Raw genomic sequence first — 23,474 nt, forward strand, 5'->3', positions numbered from 1 at the left:
TTGCAGACCGCTCATGATAAAACGGGGATGGATCAAGTAATCGCTCAGCTCAAACAACATCCGGTTTTCAAGTCAAATAAAGAATAATGAATATTTGCTTGTTGTTTGCGTAGCTGGCGTGAGGCTCAATTTTCGCTGATTATCTGCCTGCTTTATCATAAAGCAGGCACCACGCGAGATGACCATTTTGTGATGGTAGTCTGACCGCATACGCAAATTGCTGATTTTAATCCCTTGATGGCAAGCGCATGTTTCTCCCTTGAAACGGTGAATTAAACCGTATTATCAAAATAGAGAAGCAGTAAAAAAGGATTTTACGACTTTTTTATGACAGTTTGTCATGGTGGTCTCAATATAGAGATATTCTGCTCTGTATTTCATTACTCATTGATTTTATGACTGATTTTGTTTTTTAAGCTGCTGTTTTTTTTCGATAGCTAGACGAAAATCGTCAATTGTCATAAAACTGTCATAAATCAGACATGTTGTTGTCATCAAATTGTCCTATTTTTCCTACCGTGACATTTCACCAACAATTTACTACTTAATTGTTTCTATACATCCCCGGAGGGATTATGAAAATGATGCGTACAACCTTAGCTAGCGTAATGGCAGCAACCCTTTCAATGACTGCAATGTCTTCTTTTGCTGCCACAAGCTTAACTGGCGCGGGTGCAACATTCCCTGCTCCTGTTTATGCTAAGTGGGCGGACTCTTATCAGAAAGAAACAGGTAATAAAGTGAACTATCAGGGGATTGGCTCTTCTGGTGGTGTTAAACAAATTAATGCAAAAACGGTTGATTTCGGTGCGTCTGATGCGCCATTAACCGATGAAAAATTGAAAGAAGATGGCCTATTCCAGTTCCCAACCGTAATCGGTGGTGTGGTACTGGCGGTTAACGTAAAAGGTATCCAGTCAGGTCAATTGACATTAGACGGTACAACATTAGGTGATATCTACCTCGGTAAAATCACCAAATGGAATGATCCTGCCATCGCTAAATTGAACCCAGGTGTTAACTTACCCGATCAAAACATTGCAGTGGTAAGACGCTCTGATGGCTCAGGTACAACGTTCGTATTTACGAGCTACTTATCAAAAGTCAGCTCAAGCTGGAAAAATGATATTGGTGCAGGCTCTACAGTAAACTGGCCGAAAAACAACGTCGCAGGTAAAGGTAACGATGGCGTTGCAGCTTTCGTCCAGCGTTTACCAGGCTCTATCGGTTATGTGGAGTATGCCTATGCGAAACAGAATAACCTTGCTTATACTAAACTCATTTCCGCAGATGGTAAGGTTGTTTCCCCAACAGGTGAAAGCTTCAGCGCAGCAGCGAAGAAAGTTGACTGGTCTAAGTCATTCGCTCAAGACCTGACTAACCGTAATGGTGAGAACGCATGGCCAATTACCTCAACCACGTTTATCTTAGTTCACAAAGATCAAGCGAATGCAGAAAAAGGAAAAGCTGTGCTCGATTTCTTTAACTGGGCTTATGAGAAAGGTGGTCAGCAAGCAGAAGCATTGGATTATGCTATCCTTCCTCAAGAAGTTGTGACAGCAATTCGTGCAGCATGGAAAACAGAAGTCAAAGATAGCCAAGGCAAACCACTGTTCTAATCAGTGAGCCTCGGGTTGGTAATGGTAGGCGGATGCTTAGGATTAACATCCGCCTTCTGACGTAGTAACTAAATCCTACTAAATAAAGTAGGTGTAGGATGAGACAAAGCGCATGGCCGAAAAAACAACGGCATTTAAAGCACCGAGCAAGTCAGGCGATGTGATATTTGGCGCATTAGTCAAAATTGCCGCGCTAATCACTTTGTTAATGCTTGGTGGCATCATTATTTCCCTTATTTTTGCCTCGTGGCCGAGTATGCAAAAATTTGGGTTTTCGTTTTTATGGACTAAAGAATGGGATGCTCCCGCTGAGGAGTTTGGTGCGCTTGTGCCTATCTATGGCACCATCGTCACATCACTGATAGCCCTGATTATTGCAGTACCCGTGAGCTTTGGTATTGCTCTTTTCTTAACTGAACTTGCACCTAATTGGTTAAAACGCCCATTAGGGATTGCGATTGAGCTTCTCGCTGCCATTCCTAGTATCGTTTATGGTATGTGGGGGCTGTTTGTTTTTGCGCCGCTGTTTGCGGAATATTTTCAAGAGCCTGTCGGCAATGTGATGTCGAGTATCCCAATTGTCGGTGAGCTTTTCTCAGGTCCTGCATTCGGGATTGGTATTTTGGCAGCAGGTATTATCCTCGCCATTATGATCATTCCTTATATTGCCTCTGTCATGCGTGACGTGTTTGAACAAACACCTGTCATGATGAAGGAGTCAGCATATGGTATCGGTTGTACCACATGGGAAGTGATCTGGAATATTGTTCTGCCTTATACACGTAACGGTGTGATAGGTGGGGTAATGTTAGGTTTAGGGCGCGCGCTTGGTGAAACAATGGCGGTGACCTTTGTAATTGGTAATACGTATCAACTGGATAGTTTCTCGTTGTTTATGCCGAGTAACAGTATTACTTCTGCATTGGCGAATGAATTTGCCGAAGCGGAAGGTGGTCTACATACCGCTGCGCTGATGGAACTTGGGTTAATTCTATTTGTTATCACCTTTATTGTTCTGGCGATATCAAAACTCATGGTTATGCGTTTAGCGAAGAACGAGGGCCGTTAATATGTCGACATCCGATAATATTGTCGTTAATCAAAAAGAACGAGCCCGTCGTCAGGCATGGCGACGCCAAGTTAACCGAATCGCTCTGTTTGTTTCGATGCTAACGATGGCATTTGGGCTGTTCTGGTTAATTTGGATTTTGTTCTCAACCGTTACCAAAGGGTTCGATGGCATGTCATTGAACTTGTTCACAGAAATGACTCCTCCACCGAATACGGAAGGGGGTGGCCTTGCTAATGCTATCGTAGGTAGTGGGCTGTTGATCTTGTGGGCAACGGTCGTGGGTACACCGCTTGGGATCTTAGCAGGGATCTATTTGGCAGAGTATGGCCGTAAATCATGGCTAGCTTCTGTAACGCGTTTTATTAATGACATTTTGCTTTCAGCACCATCGATTGTGGTGGGGCTATTCGTCTATACCATTGTGGTGGCGCAAATGCAGCACTTCTCTGGCTGGGCTGGCGTTATCGCATTGGCGTTGTTGCAAATTCCGATTGTTATCCGTACCACTGAAAACATGTTGAAGTTAGTGCCGGATAGCTTACGAGAAGCCGCATATGCGCTAGGTACGCCAAAATGGAAAATGATTTTATCGATTACGCTTAAAGCATCTGTCTCCGGGATCATTACAGGTATTTTGCTGGCTATTGCTCGTATTGCGGGGGAAACCGCACCATTACTGTTCACATCACTGTCGAACCAGTTCTGGAGTACGGATATGAATGAGCCAATTGCTAACTTACCCGTCACTATCTTTAAATTTGCGATGAGCCCGTTCTCTGAATGGCAACAACTGGCATGGGCAGGGGTTCTATTAATCACCCTATGTGTCTTGTTAATTAACATCGTCGCACGTGTTGTGTTTGCTCAGAAAAAACACTAACCCCGGATTGAATAAAGATTTATAGAGAGAAGTTGCCATGATTAATGCAAATGATATTGCAAACAGTAAGATTAAAGTACGTGACCTTAATTTTTATTACGGGAAATTCCACGCATTAAAAAATATCTCATTAGATATCGAAAAAAATAAAGTCACCGCCTTTATCGGCCCATCTGGTTGCGGTAAATCGACCTTACTGCGTACCTTCAATAAAATGTATGAGCTGTACGGTGAACAGCGTGCGGAAGGTGAAATCTTACTTGATGGTCAAAATATTCTGACAGACAAACAGGATATCGCTCTGTTACGTGCCAAGGTCGGAATGGTATTCCAAAAACCAACGCCATTCCCAATGTCAATCTACGATAATATTGCATTTGGTGTACGCCTGTTTGAAAAACTCTCTCGTGTAGAGATGGATGAGCGCGTTCAATGGGCATTAACCAAAGCGGCTCTGTGGAATGAGACCAAAGATAAATTACATCAAAGTGGTTATAGCCTATCTGGTGGTCAGCAACAGCGTCTATGTATCGCACGTGGTATTGCTATCCGCCCTGAAGTGTTATTGCTTGATGAGCCGTGTTCAGCTCTTGACCCAATTTCAACAGGGCGCATTGAGGAGTTGATCAGCGAACTCAAATCTGAATACACCGTGGTGATCGTAACTCATAATATGCAACAGGCTGCGCGTTGTTCTGATTATACGGCCTTTATGTATTTGGGTGAGCTGATTGAGTTTAATAATACAGACAAGATGTTCACCACACCTGAAAAGAAACAAACTGAAGACTACATTACTGGTCGTTACGGTTGATATGGAGCCGACTATGGATACGCTGAACCACAACAAACATATTTCTGGGCAGTTCAATGCTGAACTGGAACATATCCATACAGAGTTGATGACAATGGGAGGGCTGGTTGAAGAACAGCTCACCAAAGCTATCACAGCGATGCATAATCAGGATGAGGCTCTTGCGCGCGAAGTTATCGAAAATGACCATAAAGTCAATATGATGGAAGTGGCTATTGATGAAGAATGCGTGAAAATTATCGCAAAACGCCAGCCGACAGCGAGCGATTTGCGACTGATTATGGCAATTTCTAAAACGATTGCCGAACTTGAGCGTATTGGTGATGTTGCCGATAAAATTTGCCAAACTGCATTGGAAAAGTTTTCTCACCAGCACCAGCCGTTATTGGTGAGCCTCGAGTCATTAGGTCGTCATACTGTGCAAATGTTGCATGATGTCTTAGATGCCTTTGCACGCATGGACTTGGAAGAAGCCATTCGGATTTATCGAGAAGATGAAAAGGTAGACCAAGAATACGAAGGGATCGTGCGTCAACTGATGACGTACATGATGGAAGACCCAAGGACTATCCCAAGTGTACTGACTGCGCTGTTTTGTGCTCGCTCTATTGAACGTATCGGTGATCGTTGCCAAAACATCTGTGAATTTATTTTTTACTATGTCAAAGGCCAAGACTTCCGTCATGTAGGTGGTGATCGCTTAGAAAAGATGATCACTAAGAAGGAATAACGAGGTAATGCCGCCAAGGGGCCGCCTCACGGTGACTCCTTGGTACAAACTTTCTTTTTCGTCTGGGGTGATACCCGCTCTAGTCAACCTTTAAACATTTCCGTTTTTCCTTTTCGTTATAAGAAAAGGCTATTCATGGTTTAGACCATAATTTAGGGCGTCTCCGATGGTGTTTGCCCTTTTTTTATATCCGCATTTATATATTCTTTTTTGATATAAATATATTAACTAATAGTATTTCAAGAAATAAGCGTTCCTTGATAACTTGGGATGGTCAATTTACATAAGTTTACCGTCAGAGGTGTTCAATGAAAGCTCGCGTTTTAACTACCGCACTACTTGCAGGCCTTGCGCTGGTGGCCAATGTCGCCAATGCAGATAAGCTGGATGATATTAAGCAAGCGGGTGTGATCCGTATCTCTGTTTTTGACAGTAACCCACCATTTGGTTTTATTGACCCACAAACGAAAAAACTCGCGGGCTATGATGTTGATATCGCACAGGCGATAGCGGATGACCTTGGCGTCAAGTTAGAGTTGCGTCCAACCAACCCAGCAAACCGTATTCCACTACTGACTTCAGGTAAAGTCGATTTAATTGGGGCAAATTTCACTATCACTGATGAACGTGCTAAGCAGGTTGATTTTTCTATTCCTGATTTTGCAACAGGGCAAAAGTTTATTGCGCGTAAAGGGGTATTGAAGACGCCTGATGATATCGCACCTTTACGTATTGGTGCCGACAAAGGTACCGTGCAAGAAGTGACATTACGTGAACGTTATCCGAATACAAAAGTCATTTCTTATGATGATACACCACAGGCATTTGCGGCTTTACGCAATGGTAACGTGCAAGCAATTACCCAAGACGATGCAAAATTAGTGGGATTACTTGGTAACTTACCTGAGAAAGTCAAAGCAGATTTTGAAATCTCTCCATTTAGCATCACTCGCGAATATCAAGCGGTTGCTGCCGCTAAAGGTGAAACACGTTTAATCGAAAATGTGAATAACACGTTGTTGAAGCTTGAAAAAGAAGGCAAAGCAGAACAGATTTATAACCGTTGGTTTGGCCCTGATACAAAGGCCGCTCAACCTCGCGGTGAGTTCAAATTTGCACCACTGGATCAGCAAAAATAATAGGCGTTCTATTTCGCCGATTCCATGCTCACTGGTCGATAAGCATAGAATAAATAGCCCCGCATATTATCGCGGGGTTCTTAGTTATAAAAGGCAGCACTTATGTTTGAAAAATTAACGAGCGGCGAGTTTCTTTCTGAGCATTTTTTAGCTCCCGAGTATTTGGAATGGTTTGGTTATGGTTTTTTACTGACCCTCTGGATCTCCATTTGTACCATTATCGCTGCAACGTTATTAGGTTTTGTGGTTGCTGCGGCAAGGGATAGCCAAATTGCTCCGCTACGCTGGATTGTCGGAGTGTATGTTTCCGTTTTTCGCAATACCCCGTTGTTGGTACAACTCTTTTTCTGGTATTTCGCTTCCGGTGAAATTTTATCATCGGATATGATGGCGTGGCTTAATACTCCCCACGAAATCACATTTGCGGGGATGGCGCTCAGTTGGCCTTCGTTTGAATTTTTAGCGGGTTTTATTGGCTTAACGTTGTATACCGTACCATTTATTGCCGAAGAAATACGCTCCGGTATCCGTGGTGTACGACAAGGCCAAAAATATGCCGCTTTTGCGCTGGGTTTAACAGGGTGGCAAGCGATGAAACATGTGGTGCTACCCCAGGCCGTTAAAATAGCCATGCCACCTCTTCTTGGGCAATACATGAATGTCGTTAAAAACTCCTCTTTAACCATGGCGATTGGTGTGGCTGAGCTATCTTATGTATCACGTCAGGTTGAAAGCCAAACACTACAGACATTTACGGCATTTGGCCTAGCCACTGTGCTGTATATTGCGATTATCGCGGTAATGGAAGGTTGGGGGCAGTGGCGAGCGCAACGTAATTTAGTGGAGAGTGTGTAAGATGGATTTTTCAGTCATTGAGCAAAACTGGCAGTACCTTTTGTTTGGTGCGTTTCCAGATGGCCCTATTGAAGGTGCCGCATTAACATTAATTATCAGCTTGGTCGCGGGGGCAATGTCGATTGTATTCGGTACGCTTGGTGGTGTTGCCTTAGCGATGTTACGTGGTTTCTGGATGAACCTGTTCGCTGCTGTTTTAGGCTTTTTCCGCGCCATTCCCGTCATTATGCTGATTTTTTGGACTTATTTCTTTTTGCCCGTTGTGCTCGGAACCGAAATACCGGGTATCGCCTCTGTGATTTGCGCTCTCGCCTTAATCACGTCGGCGTATTTGGCCCATGCGGTTAAGGCGGGCATTTTAGCAATAGGCAAAGGGCAATGGCAGGCTGGCTTATCGTTAGGTTTTAGCCGTTGGCAAGTGCTTTGGCAAATAGTTTTACCCCAAGCATTACGCATGATGGTGCCATCGTTTATTAACCAATGGGTTGCGCTGATTAAAGACACGTCTTTGGCTTACATTGTGGGCGTTGCTGAACTGTCATTTTTGGCAACACAGGTGAATAACCGTGAAATGGTTTATCCACTCGAAATTTTCTTATTTGTCGCGTTTATTTACTTTGTCATCTGTCTGACATTAGAAATTGTCGCCAACTTGATAGCAAAACGTTTAAGTCATCATCGTGGGGCTAAACCATTTGCTGCGAAGCGGTCATTACTCTTTTGGCGTAGGCAGAAGCTACTCGCCTTATCGTAATCATCATAATGTGGCGGTGCAAATGGCGCCGCCACGATCACGCAAAAATTTCTTTTTTCTGTAAATTCCAATTCATCTTGCTGTATCAGTAAGTTAACGCACTTTTGAGTATTATCATCACGCAAACGTTTTCTTTTTTTCATTTTAACGGTAACACTCTCGATTTGTTTGTTGTAGGATAGGGCGAAAAAAACTTTTTTTGGGCGCAATATCTAATGAGTAATCAATCTTCTGGCTCTGTGCAACAACAGGGTCTGTTCCAACGCGTGTTTAAATTACAAGAACACGGAACAACGGCGAAAACTGAAGTCGTTGCAGGTTTTACAACCTTCCTCACAATGGTCTACATTGTCTTTGTTAACCCTCAAATTTTATCTGTCGCAGGGATGGACATTAAAGCCGTATTCGTAACGACCTGTTTAATTGCGGCTATCGGCAGTATTTTGATGGGGTTATTAGCAAATCTACCTATCGCGGTGGCGCCAGCAATGGGGCTAAATGCCTTTTTTGCTTTTGTCGTCGTTGGTGCGATGGGGTATTCATGGCAAGTTGCGATGGGCGCTGTGTTCTGGGGCGCTGTGGGGCTCTTTATTCTAACGCTCTTTCGTATCCGTTACTGGATCATTGCAAATATTCCATTGAGTTTGCGTGTGGGGATCACCAGCGGTATCGGTCTATTTATTGCCATGATGGGGCTGAAAAATTCAGGTATTATCGTGGCGAATCCAGACACTTTAGTCTCCATTGGTAACTTCACCCAACATAACGTTTGGTTAGGTGCTCTGGGCTTTTTCATTATTGCAATTTTAGCTGCCCGTAATATTCATGCAGCAGTATTAGTTTCCATTGTGGTCACTACCTTGATTGGCCTTGCATTAGGCGATGTGAAGTTCAACGGCATCTTCTCTTTGCCACCTAGCATCACCAGTGTAGTGGGGCAAGTCGATATTTTGGGATCACTGGACTTAGCGCTGTCTGGGGTCATCTTTGCTTTTATGTTGGTTAACTTATTCGACTCATCCGGCACAATGATTGGGGTTACGGATAAAGCTGGCATTACTGATGCTCGCGGAACATTCCCGCGCATGAAGCAAGCACTCTATGTGGATAGCTTAAGTTCTGTTGCCGGCTCTGCAATGGGAACATCATCGGTAACCGCTTATATCGAAAGCTCTTCGGGGGTATCTGTTGGTGGGCGTACTGGTCTGACTGCCATTGTGGTCGGGGTGTTATTCCTATTGACCATGTTTATTTCTCCTTTAGCGGGTATGGTTCCTGCTTATGCAACCGCGGGCGCGCTGATTTATGTTGGCGTGTTGATGACATCCAGTTTAACGCGTGTGAAGTGGGATGATTTGACGGAGTCGGTGCCTGCATTTATTACTGCGGTCATGATGCCATTTAGCTTTTCGATTACAGAAGGTATTGCATTAGGCTTTATCGCTTACTGTGCAATGAAGATCGGTACTGGTCGTTGGCGCGACTTAGGGTTATGTGTTGTTTTAGTTTCCATTTTATTTATTTTAAAAATGGTTTTAGTCGACGCCTAATCACCTTCCTTATCTAACGGCTCCCTTCTTGGAGCCGTTTTGTCATCAAATACTCTTAATTGCTATCAATTCGAGCTATAATCAATAAGACTGACAAGCAAAATGCAAAAAACCGTTTTAATTGCTGCTCAAGTGCTTTCACAGCTTGAGGGATTCTGCTAGATTCCGCAGCAGAAACTGACTTATCAAGGTATCAGACCATGAATTCACCAAAAAAACCGGCAAGTAAAACCGCCAGCAAAACCAAGAAAAAGTACCGTAAAACAAAAGAAGAGCTTAATGCAGAAGGGCGTGAGCGCAAACGCCAGAAAAAGCATCGTGGTAATAAATCAGGGGCGCGTTATCAAGAAAAATCAACGAATAACAAGTCTGGAAATCAAAATCAGGCCCTAGACCCACGTGTGGGTAGCAAAAAACCGATTCCGTTGGTTGTTGATGATAATGCGGTGGTAACACGCTCAGCGCCCGCTAAAGAGCCGGCAGTAAAAGTTAAATTATCACCAGAGCAAGAGCTTGAAATGCTTGAGCAGGACGATCGTTTAGATAGCTTGTTGGCGCGTTTAGAAGATGGTGAAACGGTGACAGCGGAAGAGCAGGCGTATATTGATACTTGTTTAGACCGCATTGATGAGCTGATGTCTATTTTAGGTATTGAACTGACCGACGACGATGAAGAAGAAGACGAAGATAAACTGGATGACATTATGCGTATCCTGAAAAGTAAATAATCGTTTTTCTATCTCCTCCGGTGCACTGCCGGAGGAGGTTTTGGTTAAAATTCATTCAAGTCATGTGACTTTTGGTGCTGCATCAACTCTCTCTTGCCAATCACAAGTTATAATTTCTTTTATGTTATTATGTCGTGTATATAAGTTCGCCAATAAAAAAACATAAGATACAGCCTGTAAGTAGGTATTCGGCGCAATTGAGGAATGTTAATGTCAGAGCAAAATATCGTTTGGGATCTCTCTCTCATCCAAAAATATAATTATTCAGGGCCACGCTATACGTCATACCCGACAGCTTTGGAATTTAACCAAGAGTATGATGAGAGTGCGTTTGTGGCTGCAACTCAACGCTACCCTGAAAACCCATTATCGCTCTATGTTCACATCCCTTTTTGCCATAAGCTTTGTTATTTTTGTGGCTGCAATAAACTGGTGACACGGCAAAAGCATAAAGCAGATGAATACTTGCAGGTCATCGAAAAAGAGATTATTCAACGTGCAGCCTTATTAAAAGGGCGAACCGTTACACAGATGCATTGGGGCGGCGGCACACCTACTTATCTCGATAAGGCTCAAGTTAGCCATTTGGTCGCTTTGCTCAAAACACACTTCCATTTCTCTGATGACGTTGAAATGTCGATAGAGGTAGACCCCCGTGAAATTGAACTGGATATGATAGATCATTTGCGCAGCGAAGGGTTCAACCGCCTGAGTATGGGGGTGCAAGATTTTAATAAAGACGTTCAGGTTTTAGTTAACCGCGAACAAGATGAAGATTTTATTTTTGCGCTCATTAATCGAGCAAAAGAAACGGGGTTTACATCAACCAGTATTGACCTGATTTACGGTCTACCAAAGCAAACCCCAGAAAGCTTTGCTTTTACCTTGAAAAAAGTGATTGAACTGTCACCGGATCGTTTGAGCGTGTTTAACTATGCTCATTTACCTAACTTGTTTGCGGCACAGCGTAAAATTAAAGATGAAGACTTGCCAAATGCTGAGCAAAAACTGGATATTTTGCAAGAAACCATCGCGACCTTAACCTCAGAAGGCTATCAGTTTATTGGTATGGATCACTTTGCCAAACCACAAGATGAGTTAGCCGTTGCACAGCGTGAAGGGATTTTACATCGCAACTTCCAAGGCTACACCACTCAAGGGGATTGTGATTTATTAGGATTGGGCGTATCGGCGATCAGTATGTTGGGTGATAGTTATGCGCAGAACCAAAAAGATTTAAAAACCTATTATGCGCAAGTAGAAGAGCAAGGGCATGCTTTGTGGCGTGGGTTAGTGTTAACCAATGATGACTGCTTACGCCGAGATGTGATAAAGACACTGATTTGTAATTTCCAACTTCATTATGCGCAAATTGAGGCGCTTTATCCTATCGAGTTTAAACGCTATTTTGCAGAGGATTTAGCGCTGTTAAAACCGATGGAAGAAGATGGCTTAGTCGAAATAACAGAAACCGCGATTAAGGTGACTCCTCAAGGGCGCTTGCTGATCCGTAATATCTGTATGTGCTTTGATGTCTATTTGCGTAATCAAATGCGTCAACGCCAATTTTCTCGTGTTATTTAAATACATGGCTCCATATTACAATGGAGCCGTTTGAGTATTTAGCGTTCGATTTTCTCTAGTAACTGGTAAGTCGCTGTAATGCGCTGAGGAATAGGTATCCATTTATTGGATAGCATAACAATGGCAATCTTCTCTTCTGGAATAAATATCGCGTATGTCGCAAAGCCATTGCTAGAGCCAGTCTTGTTATAATAAGCGCGTACTTCTGGCGCCATGGCTGGCTTAATCAATTCCACTTTTTGTGGTTTGAGAGCCATATCATCACGGTTGCCTTGCAGTAATTGTGAAAGCGACACCGGCCATGGATAGCTTTCCCACATCATATCCTGCACAAACGAATCGGTTAGGTAAACGCCAGTATGGGTGTTTTCAATCGCTTCTTGCCAAGTTTTCGCCACTTTAATGGATTGCATATTGATTTCTAAATAACGGATCAAATCTTTGGCATTGGACTTTAGGCCATAAGCCTCTGGACCAAGGATTGCTAGGTTTAAGCGAACAGGCTGATTTTGCTTATTGTAGCCTTGTGCGTAATATTTCTCTTGGCTTTTGGGAACATGGATGTAAGTATGTTTTAAGCCAAGTGAAGGCAGCATCAATTTTTCCATAGCCTGAGAAAAAGGCATATTAAGTTGCTTTGCCGTCACGATACCAAGTAACCCAACCCCTAAATTTGAATAAGAACGATATTGTCCAACCTCATTGTCAGGAAGCCATTTTTGATAATACGCCATTAATTGATCGTTGGTTTTGATATCGCTAGGTACAAATAGCGATAACCCTGATGTATGGGTGGCTAAATTCATCACGCTAACATTATCAAAAGCACTGCCTTTTAATTCAGGTAGGTAATGACTGACACTTTGGCTAAAATCGAGTTTTCCTTGAATTTGCGCATAAGTTGCCAGTGTTGCGGTAAAGGTTTTTGATAAGGAGCCAATTTCATACAGCGTCCTATCAGAAACAGGAATTTGGGTCTGTTTTGACTGAACACCGTAATGGTAAATAGCTTGTTTGCCATTCACTGAGATGGCAACAGACATACCCGGGATCTGTTCTTGTTTCATCAGGGGCTTGATAATGTCATCGACCTCTTGCTGTGTAAGGGCAAAGGCGGAAATCGATGTCATTGCTAAACTTAAGGCGATAAAAAGCCGCCCCTGACGAAAAATATTTTTCATAGAGTTATCCATTAAAGTAAAAGTTTTAGTTATTGATAATTAAAATTCAGGTATTCTAATTTCCACATGCCTTAGATGCTGAGGCATTGATTAATACCGTATTGTCCGATGATGAGCAAAGAGTATGCCTATTTTAAATTCTGATTTGAAACGATATAAAATTCGATGAGGTAAAAGAAAAACTTATGTCAGGGAATTATCGTCATCGTCTCCCTTTGAATGCGTTGAGAGCATTTGAAGCTTCAGCGCGGCACCTAAGCTTTACAAGAGCAGGGCTGGAGTTGAATGTGACCCAAGCCGCTGTGAGTCAGCAGGTACGTTTGCTGGAAGAGCAGCTTGGACTTGAGCTATTTATTCGCTTACCTCGGGGGCTGGCTCTGACCGATGAAGGGTTGGCTTTACTTCCTGTACTCAGCCGCTCATTTGACCAAATAGAGTCATTGTTACAACAATTTGAAGATGGGCATTACCATGAAGTCTTGAGTGTCTCCGTTGTCGGTACGTTTGCAGTAGGTTGGTTATTACCACGCTTACCCGCTTTTGCTGCATTGTATCCTTATATCGATTTGCGCATCATGACGCACAATAACGTGGTTAATTTAGCAGCTGAGGGGGTTGATTTTGCGATCCGTTTTGGGGAAGGATTGTGGCCATTAGCAGAAAATACGGCGCTGTTTTCAGCGGCTCATACCGTACTGTGCTCTGAAAAAGTGGCCAATAAGTTAACTCATCCATTAGATTTAAAAGATCACAGTTTGATGCGCTCTTATCGTAAAGACGAATGGGAAAAATGGCAGATAGCAGCAGAGCTTGAGCCATGGCGAGTGAAAGGGCCAATTTTCGACTCTTCGCGCTTAATGGTTGAAGCTGCGCTGTTAACGGATGGCGTGGCGCTGGCTCCAAGTTGTATGTTCGAGCACGAATTGAGCGCCGGTACATTGGTTCAACCGTTTGATATTAACGTCACTTTAGGGGGATATTGGCTGAGTCGATTGAAATCACGACCGATAACCCCTGCAATGGCTATTTTTCGTCATTGGCTACTTGCAGAGGTGCAGAAATAAGCCTGTGGTGATTTACTCGATACCCAACTCTTTTAATTTGCGGGTGAGAGTATTTCGCCCCCAACCTAATAAACGAGCTGCTTCTTGTTTGTGCCCATTCGTATATTTGAGGGCGCAATTTAGCATGGTATGCTCCATTAGAGGAACGGTTTGAGCTAATAAGTTTTCTTTACCTTCAGCTAATGCACTGTGTGTCCATTGCTCGAGCAGTTCAAACCATGATGGATGATGACTTGTGACAGACTGACGTGCTGCTGGCTCTTCGCTAGCATCGTCCGGTTGTGGGCTATCCAACAGGTCTTCTGGTAAATCTTGCGGTAGAATTTCTTGGCTAGCCGCCATAACTGTTAACCAGCGACAAACGTTCTCCAATTGCCTCACGTTACCGGACCAATGATAGCGTTGTAGAATATGTTCACTATCTGGATGTAGTACCTTACTATCAACACCTAGCTCTTTGGCAGTATTTTGTAAAAAATAATGGGCAAGACGTGGGATATCTTCTGTTCTTTCACGTAATGGTGGGAGCTGTACACGGATGACATTTAAGCGATGAAATAAATCCTCACGGAATAGCCCCTCTTTAACACGTTTTTCTAGATTTTGGTGTGTTGCTGCGATAATACGCACATCGACTTTTACCGGAGTATAACCGCCGATACGATAAAATTGCCCTTCCGCAAGAACTCTCAATAGTCGTGTTTGTATATCTAGAGGCATATCGCCAATTTCATCAAGAAATAGTGAGCCGCCATTAGCTTGCTCGAAACGGCCTTGCCTAACCTGTGTGGCGCCAGTAAATGCCCCTTTTTCATGACCAAATAGCTCTGACTCAATGAGATCTTTAGGAATAGCCGCCATGTTGAGAGCAATAAAAGGGCCGTTGGCACGGGGGCTATGCTGATGCAGTGCATGTGCAACTAATTCTTTACCTGTACCGGACTCACCATTAATCAGCACACTAATGGATGAGCGAGAGAGGCGACCTATGATCCGATAAACCTCTTGCATAGCAGGAGCTTCACCTATCATGGTGGAAGAGACACTCTCCGTTTTCTGTTTCGAATCACGTTCGAGGTGGTTTTGTTCTCGGCTATGGCTCAAGGCGCGTTCGACTAAAGCGACGGTTTCATCAATATCAAAAGGCTTAGGTAGGTAATCAAAAGCCCCCGATTGATAAGCATTTACCGCTGCATCAAGATCAGAGTGTGCCGTCATAATAATAATGGGAAGCGATGGGTGCGACTGCTTTAGCCGATTAAGTAAGGCTAAACCATCAATACCCGGCATACGAATATCTGATAACAAAACATCAGGGCAATCATGCTCTAAAGCGGCAAGAACAGCATCGGCACTGTCAAAGCAGGTGCAATGAAAAGAGGCACTATTTAAGGCGCGCTCAAGCACCCAACGAATAGAACTGTCATCATCAACAACCCAGATTTTTCCCTGCTGCATTGTTATCCCCTATTTTTTAATTGGTAGATAAATAGAAAATTCGGTATGACCGGGCCAACTGGTAAATTCAATTTTCCCAGCGTGCTGATCCACTAAACTGTGAACGATAGATAAGCCTAATCCTGTTCCGCCCTCGCGACCACTTACCATAGGATAAAACAACGTATCTTGGATAGCGGGTGGAATACCTGGGCCATTATCTTCAACATCAATACGAGCGGCTAAGCGATAACGCTCCCCTTGTAACATGACCTGAAATGCTGTGCGAGTGCGTAGCGTTATTGTGCCACCCGTATCGGAAAGTGCTTGTAACGCATTACGGATAATGTTGAGTAGAACCTGTTCAATTTGATCGGGATAGTACTCAAGATCAGGCAAACTAGGGTCATAATCGCGTATTAACGTGATATTTTCGGGCTTCTCTAATGACACAAGGCGCACGATATTTTCAGCGCTGTGGTGAATACTCTGTTGCGTTTTTGGCCCAGGGTATTGGGGGCCAAGTAATCTATCGACTAATGCCCTTAATCGGTCGGCTTGTTCAATAATAACTTGCGTATATTCATTCAGTTTTGGGTCAGGTAATGCCCTTGAAAGCAACTGTGCAGCGCCTCTTAAGCCGCCTAATGGGTTTTTTATTTCATGAGCCAAACCCCGGATCAGCTCTCTTGCTGCCAATTGCTGAGCATTTTGTACCTGCTCTTGGCTGAGCCTGCGTTGGCTATCTAATTGAGACAGTTCCAACAAAATAAACTGAGCAGAGAAAGGCTGTGCACTTAACGACATAACATGGGAATGATTATTAAAAACGAGCGTAACTTCGTTATCGGTGAAGCTATGGCCCTCTTTTAAGCTATTTAACATTAGCTCATCATTTAAGGAGCAATAATTGCAAAGTACAGGTAATGGGGTGCCATATATTTTACGTTGGCTTTGGGCAAGTATTTGTAAAGCCGCATGATTGGCATAATGGATCACAAGGTCATAATCAACGATTAGGACGCTGTTTAACAGTGAATCAAGAATATGTTCCGGTGCTGGCAAATGTTCGGCTTTCATGTAATTCTGCTCCTGCACTATTTTGGTGCATTATACTTGATTTACCCAACAAAGCTGCAATTTGAATAACGGTGCCGTAAATAAAATGATACCACTGAAAGTAGGAGAAAAGGCCCCATCAGAGATGGGGCAAATGTTTCACGGCAACAAAGACTAGCAGTGGAACGGCGTGTTACACACTGTAGTACATTTCAAATTCTAATGGATGCGGGGTCATGCGAACGCGTTGAATATCGCTACGGAGTAGTTCGATATAGGCATCAATTGCATCGTTGGTGAATACACCACCGCGAATTAAGAATTCACGATCTTTATCTAGCTCAGCCAAGGCTTCTTCTAGTGAACCAGCCACTGTTGGGATCTCTTTTGCTTCTTCTGGTGGCAGGTCGTATAGGTTTTTATCCATGGCGTCGCCCGGATGGATTTTATTGATAATGCCATCAAGACCCGCCATTAATTGCGCAGCAAACGCTAAGTACGGGTTGGCTGCTGGGTCAGGGAAACGCACTTCAATACGACGCGCTTTGGTACTTGCAACCACAGGGATACGAATAGATGCAGAGCGGTTACGTGCAGAATAAGCCAACATAACTGGTGCTTCAAAGCCCGGAACCAGACGTTTATACGAGTTGGTTGTTGGGTTAGTGAAGGCATTCAGTGCGCGTGCGTGTTTGATAATGCCGCCAATGTAGTAAAGCGCCATTTCTGACAAACCACCGTATTTATCGCCTGCAAATAGGTTAATACCATCTTTTGACAGTGACATATGGCAGTGCATACCTGAACCGTTATCACCGACTAATGGCTTAGGCATAAAGGTCGCTGTCTTACCGTAAGCATGGGCAACATTGTGCACGACATATTTATAAATCTGTGTTTCGTCTGCTTTTTTGGTCATTGTATTAAAGCGGCATGCCACTTCGTTTTGACCTGCGGTAGCCACTTCATGGTGATGAGCTTCAACGACTAAGCCCATTTCTTCCATGGTGGTACACATCGCAGAACGGAGGTCTTGTGAAGAATCGACGGGGGGAACTGGGAAGTAACCGCCTTTTACACCCGGACGGTGGCCTTTGTTACCGCCTTCATATTTTGTACCAGTATTCCAAGCCGCTTCAATATCATCAATGTGATAGTAGCTGCTGTGCATGCTGTTACCAAAACGAATATCATCAAAGATGAAGAATTCAGGCTCTGGCCCAAACAGCACGGTGTCAGCAATACCGCTGGCACGTAAAAAATCTTCTGCACGTTGAGAAATAGAGCGCGGGTCACGGTCGTAACCTTGCATTGTGCCTGGTTCAAGAATATCGCAACGAATGATCAAAGTTGGGTCGGCAAAAAATGGGTCGAGCATTGCAGTGGATGGATCTGGCATTAGCACCATGTCAGACTCGTTAATGCCTTTCCAGCCACCAATTGATGAACCATCAAACATTTTACCTTCTTCAAAGAAGTCTTCGTTGACTTGATGAGCAGGGATGGTGATGTGTTGCTCTTTACCTTTGGTATCAGTAAAACGCATGTCAATAAATTTTACTTTGTGCTCTTCTATCAGCGATAAAACGTGTTCTGCGGACATCGTCGGCTCTCCTGGTCAGGTCGGGTCTGCAAAATAACCACATACAGTTGCGTTACTTTTTGCAATTATTTCTGGCTTTTCAGCATCAGTTAATCAAGGTGTAACTTCTCACATAAAAGTATAAGCGAAAAACGTGCCAACTTTTTAAAATAGCCTAAATATGGAGTGTTACGCCGTTATGACAAATTAGTAGGAGAGTACATGTGAATTACTGCACCAATATGGTGCATTTTCTGTGTGGAGTGCACCATATTGGTGCTTTAGTGATAAAAAGCGAGGATTAGCGGCCACACAAAGGTTTTGCCGTACCAAAGTAAAGTCATTATTAATGGCTAGTAGTGAGGGGGAGCTTTGACCGTTAGCCCTGTGCTTGACGTCAAAACACAAGGCCATTTAGATAAAATAAATGATTAACCAACCCGCTTTTTATTCATCAATGTTATCAGTTAATAAAATGTTGACTTGCTCAATTTGCTGTACGGCATCATTGATGATTTGCGCAATTTGACGAGTTTGTTGTTCACTTAATTGTTTTAAAACCATTTTATGGCGCAAGAGCGCTTTAAAACGGCTGACAGCCATTTCGATTTCTTCAGATAAATTACCGCCGTGCTGCATATCACGCGCTTTGGCTAATTTACGGAAAATAATGGTTTCTGTCTCTTGATTCGCTTTTAAATGTGCTGCACCTTCTGCCGTGATTTTGAAACTTTTACGGTTACGTTCAACCACTTCTGACTCAAGGAAACCTTGTTCTTCGAGTAGTGTTAGCGTCGGATAAATAACACCTGGGCTTGGTACATAAAGGCCATTTGAGGCTTCTTGGATATCTTTGATAATTTCATAGCCATAGCTAGGTTTTTTAGCCACTAATGAAAGTACCATAATGTGCAAATCACCATGATCAAATAAACGGCGTAATCCACGACCTCTATGGCGACCACCACCCTGCCCACGTCCCTCACCGCGACCATGGCAACCTTCGCCATGACCATGACGACCTTCGCCGTGGCAACATTGGTGTCCATGACCGTCTTCATGGCGTGAATGATAAACATGACGGCAACAATGAATTCGCATATAATTCTCCTTGATTAGATATATCGAATTTACGAGAACAAATATAATTAGATATATCTAATTGGTCAATTTAGATATATCTAAATTACAGAAAAAAGCGTGAAAGAGGGAGTTAGTAGAAGAATTTCTATTTTTTATTCTTTTTTACGGCTGTTAAAATTTAAAATATAGCGTATTATTCTGTTACTTTGTGATTTCTCAGTATTGATACCAGTTATTTTTTGAGATATTCCGTAGTTGTTACGCAACTAAATGTTTTTTAGTTAAAAACTTTTTATACAGTGATGAAATTCACATTTATTCCACTTGCGCGGAAAAACGTGTAAAATAACAGCAAATTAACGTAGAAAGTATGCTTCCTATTTTGCAGTTTTATAGTTAGGCTCTATAAAGCATATTCCTTTCCTGTCAATTAAACGGTAAAAATCCTTGTCAATTCAAAACTTAAGAAATATCGCCATCATCGCTCACGTTGACCATGGCAAGACAACACTGGTTGGTAAATTATTGCAGCAATCAGGCACGTTCGGTGAACGTGAAACTGTGGATGAGCGTGTTATGGACTCCAATGACTTGGAGAAAGAGCGTGGTATTACTATCCTTGCCAAAAATACCGCTATCAAATGGAATGACTATCGCATCAACATCGTAGATACCCCAGGTCACGCCGACTTTGGTGGAGAAGTTGAGCGTGTTATGTCAATGGTTGACAGCGTTCTGCTGGTGGTTGATGCCACTGATGGCCCTATGCCACAAACACGCTTCGTTACCCAAAAAGCGTTCGATAATGGCTTAAAACCGATTGTTGTTATCAATAAGGTTGACCGCTCTGGTGCACGCCCTGATTGGGTTATTGACCAAGTATTCGATTTATTCGTTAACTTAGGCGCAACGGATGAACAGCTTGATTTCCCTATCGTTTACGCGTCAGCAATAAACGGTATCGCGGGTCTTGACCATACAGATATGGCAGAAGACATGACCCCGCTTTATGAAGCAATTGTCAAATATGTTGAGCCACCAAAAGTTGATCTGGAAGGGCCTTTCCAGATGCAAGTTTCACAACTAGATTACAACAGCTACTTAGGTGTTATCGGTATTGGTCGTATCAAACGTGGTACTGTTAAGCCAAACCAACAAGTGACAGTTATCGATAGCGAAGGCAAAACACGTAACGGTAAAATCGGTAAAGTTCTGACTCACTTAGGTTTAGAACGTATTGATTCTCAACATGCAGAAGCAGGTGATATCGTTGCTCTGACGGGTTTAGGTGAACTAAACATTTCAGACACTATCTGTAATGTGGGTAATGTTGAAGCGTTACCAGCATTGGCGGTCGACGAACCAACCGTGAGCATGTTCTTCTGTGTTAACACCTCACCATTCTGTGGTCGTGAAGGTAAATATGTGACTTCGCGTCAGATCCTTGACCGTTTGAACAAAGAGCTAGTGCACAACGTGGCATTGCGTGTTGAAGAAACTCAAGATCCAGATGCATTCCGAGTTTCCGGTCGTGGTGAATTGCACTTGTCAGTTCTGATCGAAAACATGCGTCGTGAAGGCTTTGAGTTAGGTGTTTCTCGTCCAAAAGTTATCTTCCGTGAAGTGGATGGCCGTAAACAAGAGCCATTTGAGCAAGTGACTTTAGACGTTGAAGAGCAGCACCAAGGTGATGTCATGAAAGCGTTGGGTGAGCGTAAAGGTGACCTACGTGACATGATGCCAGATGGTAAAGGCCGTGTACGTCTTGATTATGTTATCCCAAGCCGTGGTTTGATCGGTTTCCGTACTGAATTTATGACGATGACGTCAGGTACGGGTTTGCTGTACTCAACATTCAGCCACTACGATGATGTTCGCCCAGGCGAAATTGGTGGTCGTCAAAATGGCGTATTGATCTCGAATGGTCAAGGTAAAGCAGTTGCTTACGCCCTGTACAGCCTACAAGACCGCGGTAAGCTATTCTTAGGTCATGGTGCAGAAGTGTATGAAGGCCAAATCATTGGTATTCACTCACGTTCAAATGACCTGACTGTGAACTGCTTAACAGGTAAAAAACTAACTAACATGCGTGCGTCTGGTACGGATGAAGCGACAACCTTGTCACCACCAATTAAAATGACTTTGGAACAAGCACTAGAGTTTATTGATGATGACGAATTAGTTGAAGTGACTCCACAGTCTATCCGTCTGCGTAAACGTCACTTAACTGAAAACGATCGTCGCCGTGCGAACCGTTCAAAAGAAGACTAATTTTTAGTTATTCTTCTTGCTGAAGGCGCTCATTGGGCGCTTTCAGATTGCTAACAAAGTCCTAGCCTAAAAGGTTAGGACTTTGCTGTTATGGGGCTAGTATAAATAGTGAGCTAGCCGACATATTCAAAGCCTCTCATTCCCATCATATTAATTCCAAGCTATCGCACGAGATAAACACATTTTGGAAGGATATTTACGTTCGTAAAATCAATCAGTTCTGAGTGATATCTATTATCACACTGCAACTTGAGTAGATATAACGAATAATCAGTCATCGCGCGTGGAGAAGGAAAGATTTTCCCAAAATCACCTTAATTTTGTTAGTCGCAATAAACGAACAGTAACGAAATTATTAGCGACACACATGTGTGACGACCTGAGCGGAATAAGTACAAACTACCGTGCATACAGCGCTGTATGTACGGTAGGGTAAGAGGATGGCGGGAAGCTATCCCACCTTCTATTGATACAGTAAATTTTAAAGGTAATGGGTGACTTATTAAGGTGTCAGTTGAGGATAAACCCCTGGCCCTATTGGTAAACCGGCATAGTACCAACCGACGAGCAGCAATATCCATACTGCAAAGAAAACCAGTGGGTAAGGCAGAATTAAGGTGTAATAAGTACCAAGTTGGGCATTTTTGTAATATCGCTGTAGAAACCCTAAAAATAGAGGTAAGAATGGTGACATCGGTGCAAGTGGGAGTACCGCGGAGTCAGCGATACGAAAGACTATCTGTGCAAAAGCAGGGTGGAAGCCTAACAGCACAAACATTGGCACAAATATTGGCGCTAAAATAGACCAAATTGCGGAGCCACTGGCAATAAACATACATAAGAATGCAGATAAAAACATCAAACCAATAAAGGCAGGTACGCCTGTCATTCCTAAATTTTCGAGTAAATCAGTCAAGCCAATCGCCATAAATTTCCCCATGTTGCTCCAGTTGAAAAACGCAACGAACTGAGACAGAGGGAAAACCATGACAATAAAGCCCGCCATGCTTTTCATGGGGTCAACTAATAGGTCAGGAATATCATTTGGTTTTTTAATTTGCTTGGTCGAAATACCATAAGTAATTGAGACGACAAAGAAGAAAATAATGATGACAGGCACAATACCTTTAATAAATGGTGAAGGGATCACCGAGCCTGTCTGTGGGTCACGAAGTGGTGCACCTTCAGGTACAACCATTAATGCGACGAGTCCAATAAATATTAATGCCGAGAGCCCGCTCATTAATAACCCACGATTTTGTAATGGGGTTAATTTTTCTAAGCGGTCATGAGAAGTGCCTTCCCACTTTGGTAATCGTGGCTCAATAAATTTATCCGTTAAGATGGCACCTGCAATCGTTAAGACGATGACGGATGTAGCCATAAAATACCAGTTATCAATGACACTAACATGTAAGTTAGGGTCGATGATCATGGCGGCTTCCGTACTGATCCCAGAGAGTAAAACATCCGTTGTAACAATCAGGAGGTTAGCGGTAAAGCCGGAGCCTACGCCAGCAATAGCCGCGAGTAGACCCGCGACGGGGTGACGACCAACCGCAATAAAAATTAATGCACCTAAAGGGGGCATAACCACCAAAGCGGCATCTGATGAAATATGGCTGAAAAAGGCGATAAATAACACCATATAGCTGGCGTAACGTTTATTAATCCCTGATGCCATTTTGTACATTAAGGCTTGTAATAAACCCACTTTTTCAGCGAGTCCTGCCCCGATGACGAGCGCTAAGATGGCGCCTAATGGAGCAAAGCTACTGAAGTTTTTGACAATATTAGGCAAAATCCACTGTATGCCTTCGACACTCAATAGGTTCTTTACGGAAACGAGTTCGCCGTTAGCTGGGTTCTTTACCGATAAATCAAACCAAGAAAGGATAGCCGTAGCGACCATTAAGATCGCCAGAAGATAGACAAAAAGAATGAAAGGGTTTGGTATTTTATTCCCAACACGCTCTATCCAACGAAAAATAGCACCTGGGCTCTTATTCATTGATGTTGTGGTTTGGCTCATGATGTTTTTCCTATGTATTTGCAATTATTGTTATTTTTAT

Annotated in this window: 19 protein-coding genes; 13 read left to right on the forward strand and 6 right to left on the reverse strand. The window is 43.1% G+C overall.

The features are described 5' to 3' along the window. The first annotated feature begins 575 nt into the window (after positions 1-575). The 11 genes from pstS (at position 576) to hemN (ending at position 11,725) form a co-directional block, all read left to right on the forward strand. Entirely contained in the window at positions 576-1,619 is a 1,044-nt protein-coding gene (gene pstS, locus PSF11_RS16485; RefSeq protein WP_004923592.1) for a phosphate ABC transporter substrate-binding protein PstS, read from the forward strand. 112 nt (positions 1,620-1,731) lie between these two features. Next, the gene (pstC, locus tag PSF11_RS16490; protein ID WP_004923595.1) at positions 1,732-2,688 is read left to right on the forward strand and encodes a phosphate ABC transporter permease PstC; all 957 of its coding nucleotides are present in this window, start codon (positions 1,732-1,734) and stop codon (positions 2,686-2,688) included. Between the two features lies 1 nt (position 2,689). Beyond that, positions 2,690-3,571, forward strand: a complete 882-nt coding sequence (pstA, locus tag PSF11_RS16495; protein ID WP_004923598.1) for a phosphate ABC transporter permease PstA — start codon at positions 2,690-2,692, stop codon at positions 3,569-3,571. Positions 3,572-3,608: 37 nt separating this feature from the next. Beyond that, positions 3,609-4,385 carry a phosphate ABC transporter ATP-binding protein PstB gene (gene pstB / locus PSF11_RS16500; RefSeq protein ID WP_004923601.1) on the forward strand — a complete coding sequence of 259 codons (777 nt, stop codon included), beginning with the start codon at positions 3,609-3,611 and terminating at the stop codon, positions 4,383-4,385. Positions 4,386-4,398: 13 nt separating this feature from the next. After that, on the forward strand, positions 4,399-5,115 hold the full coding sequence (gene phoU / locus PSF11_RS16505) for a phosphate signaling complex protein PhoU (protein WP_014657010.1): 717 nt from the start codon (positions 4,399-4,401) through the stop codon (positions 5,113-5,115). Positions 5,116-5,423: 308 nt separating this feature from the next. Then, positions 5,424-6,254, forward strand: coding sequence for an ABC transporter substrate-binding protein (locus PSF11_RS16510; protein ID WP_004923605.1), 831 nt, complete (start codon positions 5,424-5,426; stop codon positions 6,252-6,254). A gap of 102 nt (positions 6,255-6,356) precedes the next feature. Continuing rightward, positions 6,357-7,109, forward strand: coding sequence for an amino acid ABC transporter permease (locus tag PSF11_RS16515; protein WP_004923608.1), 753 nt, complete (start codon positions 6,357-6,359; stop codon positions 7,107-7,109). A 1-nt stretch (position 7,110) separates the two neighbouring features. Continuing rightward, positions 7,111-7,863 (forward strand): amino acid ABC transporter permease, encoded by a 753-nt coding sequence (locus tag PSF11_RS16520; protein ID WP_004923612.1) that lies wholly within the window; start codon positions 7,111-7,113, stop codon positions 7,861-7,863. Positions 7,864-8,078: 215 nt separating this feature from the next. Then, on the forward strand, positions 8,079-9,413 hold the full coding sequence (locus tag PSF11_RS16525) for an NCS2 family permease (protein WP_004923617.1): 1,335 nt from the start codon (positions 8,079-8,081) through the stop codon (positions 9,411-9,413). A gap of 200 nt (positions 9,414-9,613) precedes the next feature. Beyond that, entirely contained in the window at positions 9,614-10,141 is a 528-nt protein-coding gene (gene yihI, locus PSF11_RS16530; protein ID WP_072502597.1) for a Der GTPase-activating protein YihI, read from the forward strand. Positions 10,142-10,351: 210 nt separating this feature from the next. Further along, the gene (gene hemN, locus PSF11_RS16535; protein ID WP_060561277.1) at positions 10,352-11,725 is read left to right on the forward strand and encodes an oxygen-independent coproporphyrinogen III oxidase; all 1,374 of its coding nucleotides are present in this window, start codon (positions 10,352-10,354) and stop codon (positions 11,723-11,725) included. Positions 11,726-11,763: 38 nt separating this feature from the next. Here hemN and ampC read toward each other — a convergent pair whose 3' ends face one another. Further along, a complete protein-coding gene (gene ampC / locus PSF11_RS16540; RefSeq protein WP_071599671.1) occupies positions 11,764-12,897 on the reverse strand; it encodes a class C beta-lactamase in 1,134 nt (377 codons plus the stop codon). A 194-nt stretch (positions 12,898-13,091) separates the two neighbouring features. On the opposite strand from ampC, the gene PSF11_RS16545 reads away from it, so the two are divergent. Continuing rightward, on the forward strand, positions 13,092-13,970 hold the full coding sequence (locus PSF11_RS16545; protein WP_272682837.1) for a LysR family transcriptional regulator: 879 nt from the start codon (positions 13,092-13,094) through the stop codon (positions 13,968-13,970). Between the two features lie 12 nt (positions 13,971-13,982). On the opposite strand, the gene glnG is transcribed toward PSF11_RS16545, so the two are convergent. The 4 genes from glnG to PSF11_RS16565 all read right to left on the reverse strand — a co-directional run bounded on the left by glnG (position 13,983) and on the right by PSF11_RS16565 (position 19,149). Next, a complete protein-coding gene (gene glnG, locus PSF11_RS16550; protein ID WP_004923638.1) occupies positions 13,983-15,428 on the reverse strand; it encodes a nitrogen regulation protein NR(I) in 1,446 nt (481 codons plus the stop codon). Between the two features lie 9 nt (positions 15,429-15,437). After that, the gene (glnL, locus tag PSF11_RS16555) at positions 15,438-16,487 is read right to left on the reverse strand and encodes a nitrogen regulation protein NR(II) (RefSeq protein ID WP_004923641.1); all 1,050 of its coding nucleotides are present in this window, start codon (positions 16,485-16,487) and stop codon (positions 15,438-15,440) included. Positions 16,488-16,659: 172 nt separating this feature from the next. Next, complete coding sequence (gene glnA / locus PSF11_RS16560) at positions 16,660-18,069, reverse strand: glutamate--ammonia ligase (protein ID WP_004923644.1); 1,410 nt, start codon at positions 18,067-18,069, stop codon at positions 16,660-16,662. Between the two features lie 426 nt (positions 18,070-18,495). Continuing rightward, positions 18,496-19,149: a PadR family transcriptional regulator gene (locus tag PSF11_RS16565; protein ID WP_225829616.1), complete on the reverse strand. Its 654-nt coding sequence runs from the start codon at positions 19,147-19,149 to the stop codon at positions 18,496-18,498. Positions 19,150-19,578: 429 nt separating this feature from the next. Between PSF11_RS16565 and typA the strand changes: the two genes are divergently transcribed. Then, positions 19,579-21,402 carry a ribosome-dependent GTPase TypA gene (gene typA / locus PSF11_RS16570; RefSeq protein WP_004923655.1) on the forward strand — a complete coding sequence of 608 codons (1,824 nt, stop codon included), beginning with the start codon at positions 19,579-19,581 and terminating at the stop codon, positions 21,400-21,402. A 502-nt stretch (positions 21,403-21,904) separates the two neighbouring features. Here typA and abgT read toward each other — a convergent pair. Beyond that, positions 21,905-23,434 (reverse strand): p-aminobenzoyl-glutamate transporter, encoded by a 1,530-nt coding sequence (gene abgT / locus PSF11_RS16575; RefSeq protein ID WP_014657002.1) that lies wholly within the window; start codon positions 23,432-23,434, stop codon positions 21,905-21,907. Positions 23,435-23,474 lie beyond the last annotated feature (40 nt).

The sequence above is a fragment of the Providencia sp. PROV119 genome (genome assembly GCF_028482435.1).
Taxonomy (GTDB): domain Bacteria; phylum Pseudomonadota; class Gammaproteobacteria; order Enterobacterales; family Enterobacteriaceae; genus Providencia; species Providencia stuartii.

What these genes read in the sequence shown, in the direction of transcription:
- PSF11_RS16565 (WP_225829616.1), bottom strand. Translation starts at nt 19,149, where the DNA reads ATGCGAATTCATTGTTGCCGTCATGTTTATCATTCACGCCATGAAGAC.
- glnA (WP_004923644.1), bottom strand. Translation starts at nt 18,069, where the DNA reads ATGTCCGCAGAACACGTTTTATCGCTGATAGAAGAGCACAAAGTAAAA.
- yihI (WP_072502597.1), top strand. Translation starts at nt 9,614, where the DNA reads ATGAATTCACCAAAAAAACCGGCAAGTAAAACCGCCAGCAAAACCAAG.
- pstC (WP_004923595.1), top strand. Translation starts at nt 1,732, where the DNA reads ATGGCCGAAAAAACAACGGCATTTAAAGCACCGAGCAAGTCAGGCGAT.
- pstS (WP_004923592.1), top strand. Translation starts at nt 576, where the DNA reads ATGAAAATGATGCGTACAACCTTAGCTAGCGTAATGGCAGCAACCCTT.
- PSF11_RS16545 (WP_272682837.1), top strand. Translation starts at nt 13,092, where the DNA reads ATGTCAGGGAATTATCGTCATCGTCTCCCTTTGAATGCGTTGAGAGCA.
- abgT (WP_014657002.1), bottom strand. Translation starts at nt 23,434, where the DNA reads ATGAGCCAAACCACAACATCAATGAATAAGAGCCCAGGTGCTATTTTT.
- PSF11_RS16515 (WP_004923608.1), top strand. Translation starts at nt 6,357, where the DNA reads ATGTTTGAAAAATTAACGAGCGGCGAGTTTCTTTCTGAGCATTTTTTA.
- phoU (WP_014657010.1), top strand. Translation starts at nt 4,399, where the DNA reads ATGGATACGCTGAACCACAACAAACATATTTCTGGGCAGTTCAATGCT.
- glnG (WP_004923638.1), bottom strand. Translation starts at nt 15,428, where the DNA reads ATGCAGCAGGGAAAAATCTGGGTTGTTGATGATGACAGTTCTATTCGT.
- pstB (WP_004923601.1), top strand. Translation starts at nt 3,609, where the DNA reads ATGATTAATGCAAATGATATTGCAAACAGTAAGATTAAAGTACGTGAC.
- glnL (WP_004923641.1), bottom strand. Translation starts at nt 16,487, where the DNA reads ATGAAAGCCGAACATTTGCCAGCACCGGAACATATTCTTGATTCACTG.
- pstA (WP_004923598.1), top strand. Translation starts at nt 2,690, where the DNA reads ATGTCGACATCCGATAATATTGTCGTTAATCAAAAAGAACGAGCCCGT.
- hemN (WP_060561277.1), top strand. Translation starts at nt 10,352, where the DNA reads ATGTCAGAGCAAAATATCGTTTGGGATCTCTCTCTCATCCAAAAATAT.
- PSF11_RS16520 (WP_004923612.1), top strand. Translation starts at nt 7,111, where the DNA reads ATGGATTTTTCAGTCATTGAGCAAAACTGGCAGTACCTTTTGTTTGGT.
- PSF11_RS16510 (WP_004923605.1), top strand. Translation starts at nt 5,424, where the DNA reads ATGAAAGCTCGCGTTTTAACTACCGCACTACTTGCAGGCCTTGCGCTG.
- PSF11_RS16525 (WP_004923617.1), top strand. Translation starts at nt 8,079, where the DNA reads ATGAGTAATCAATCTTCTGGCTCTGTGCAACAACAGGGTCTGTTCCAA.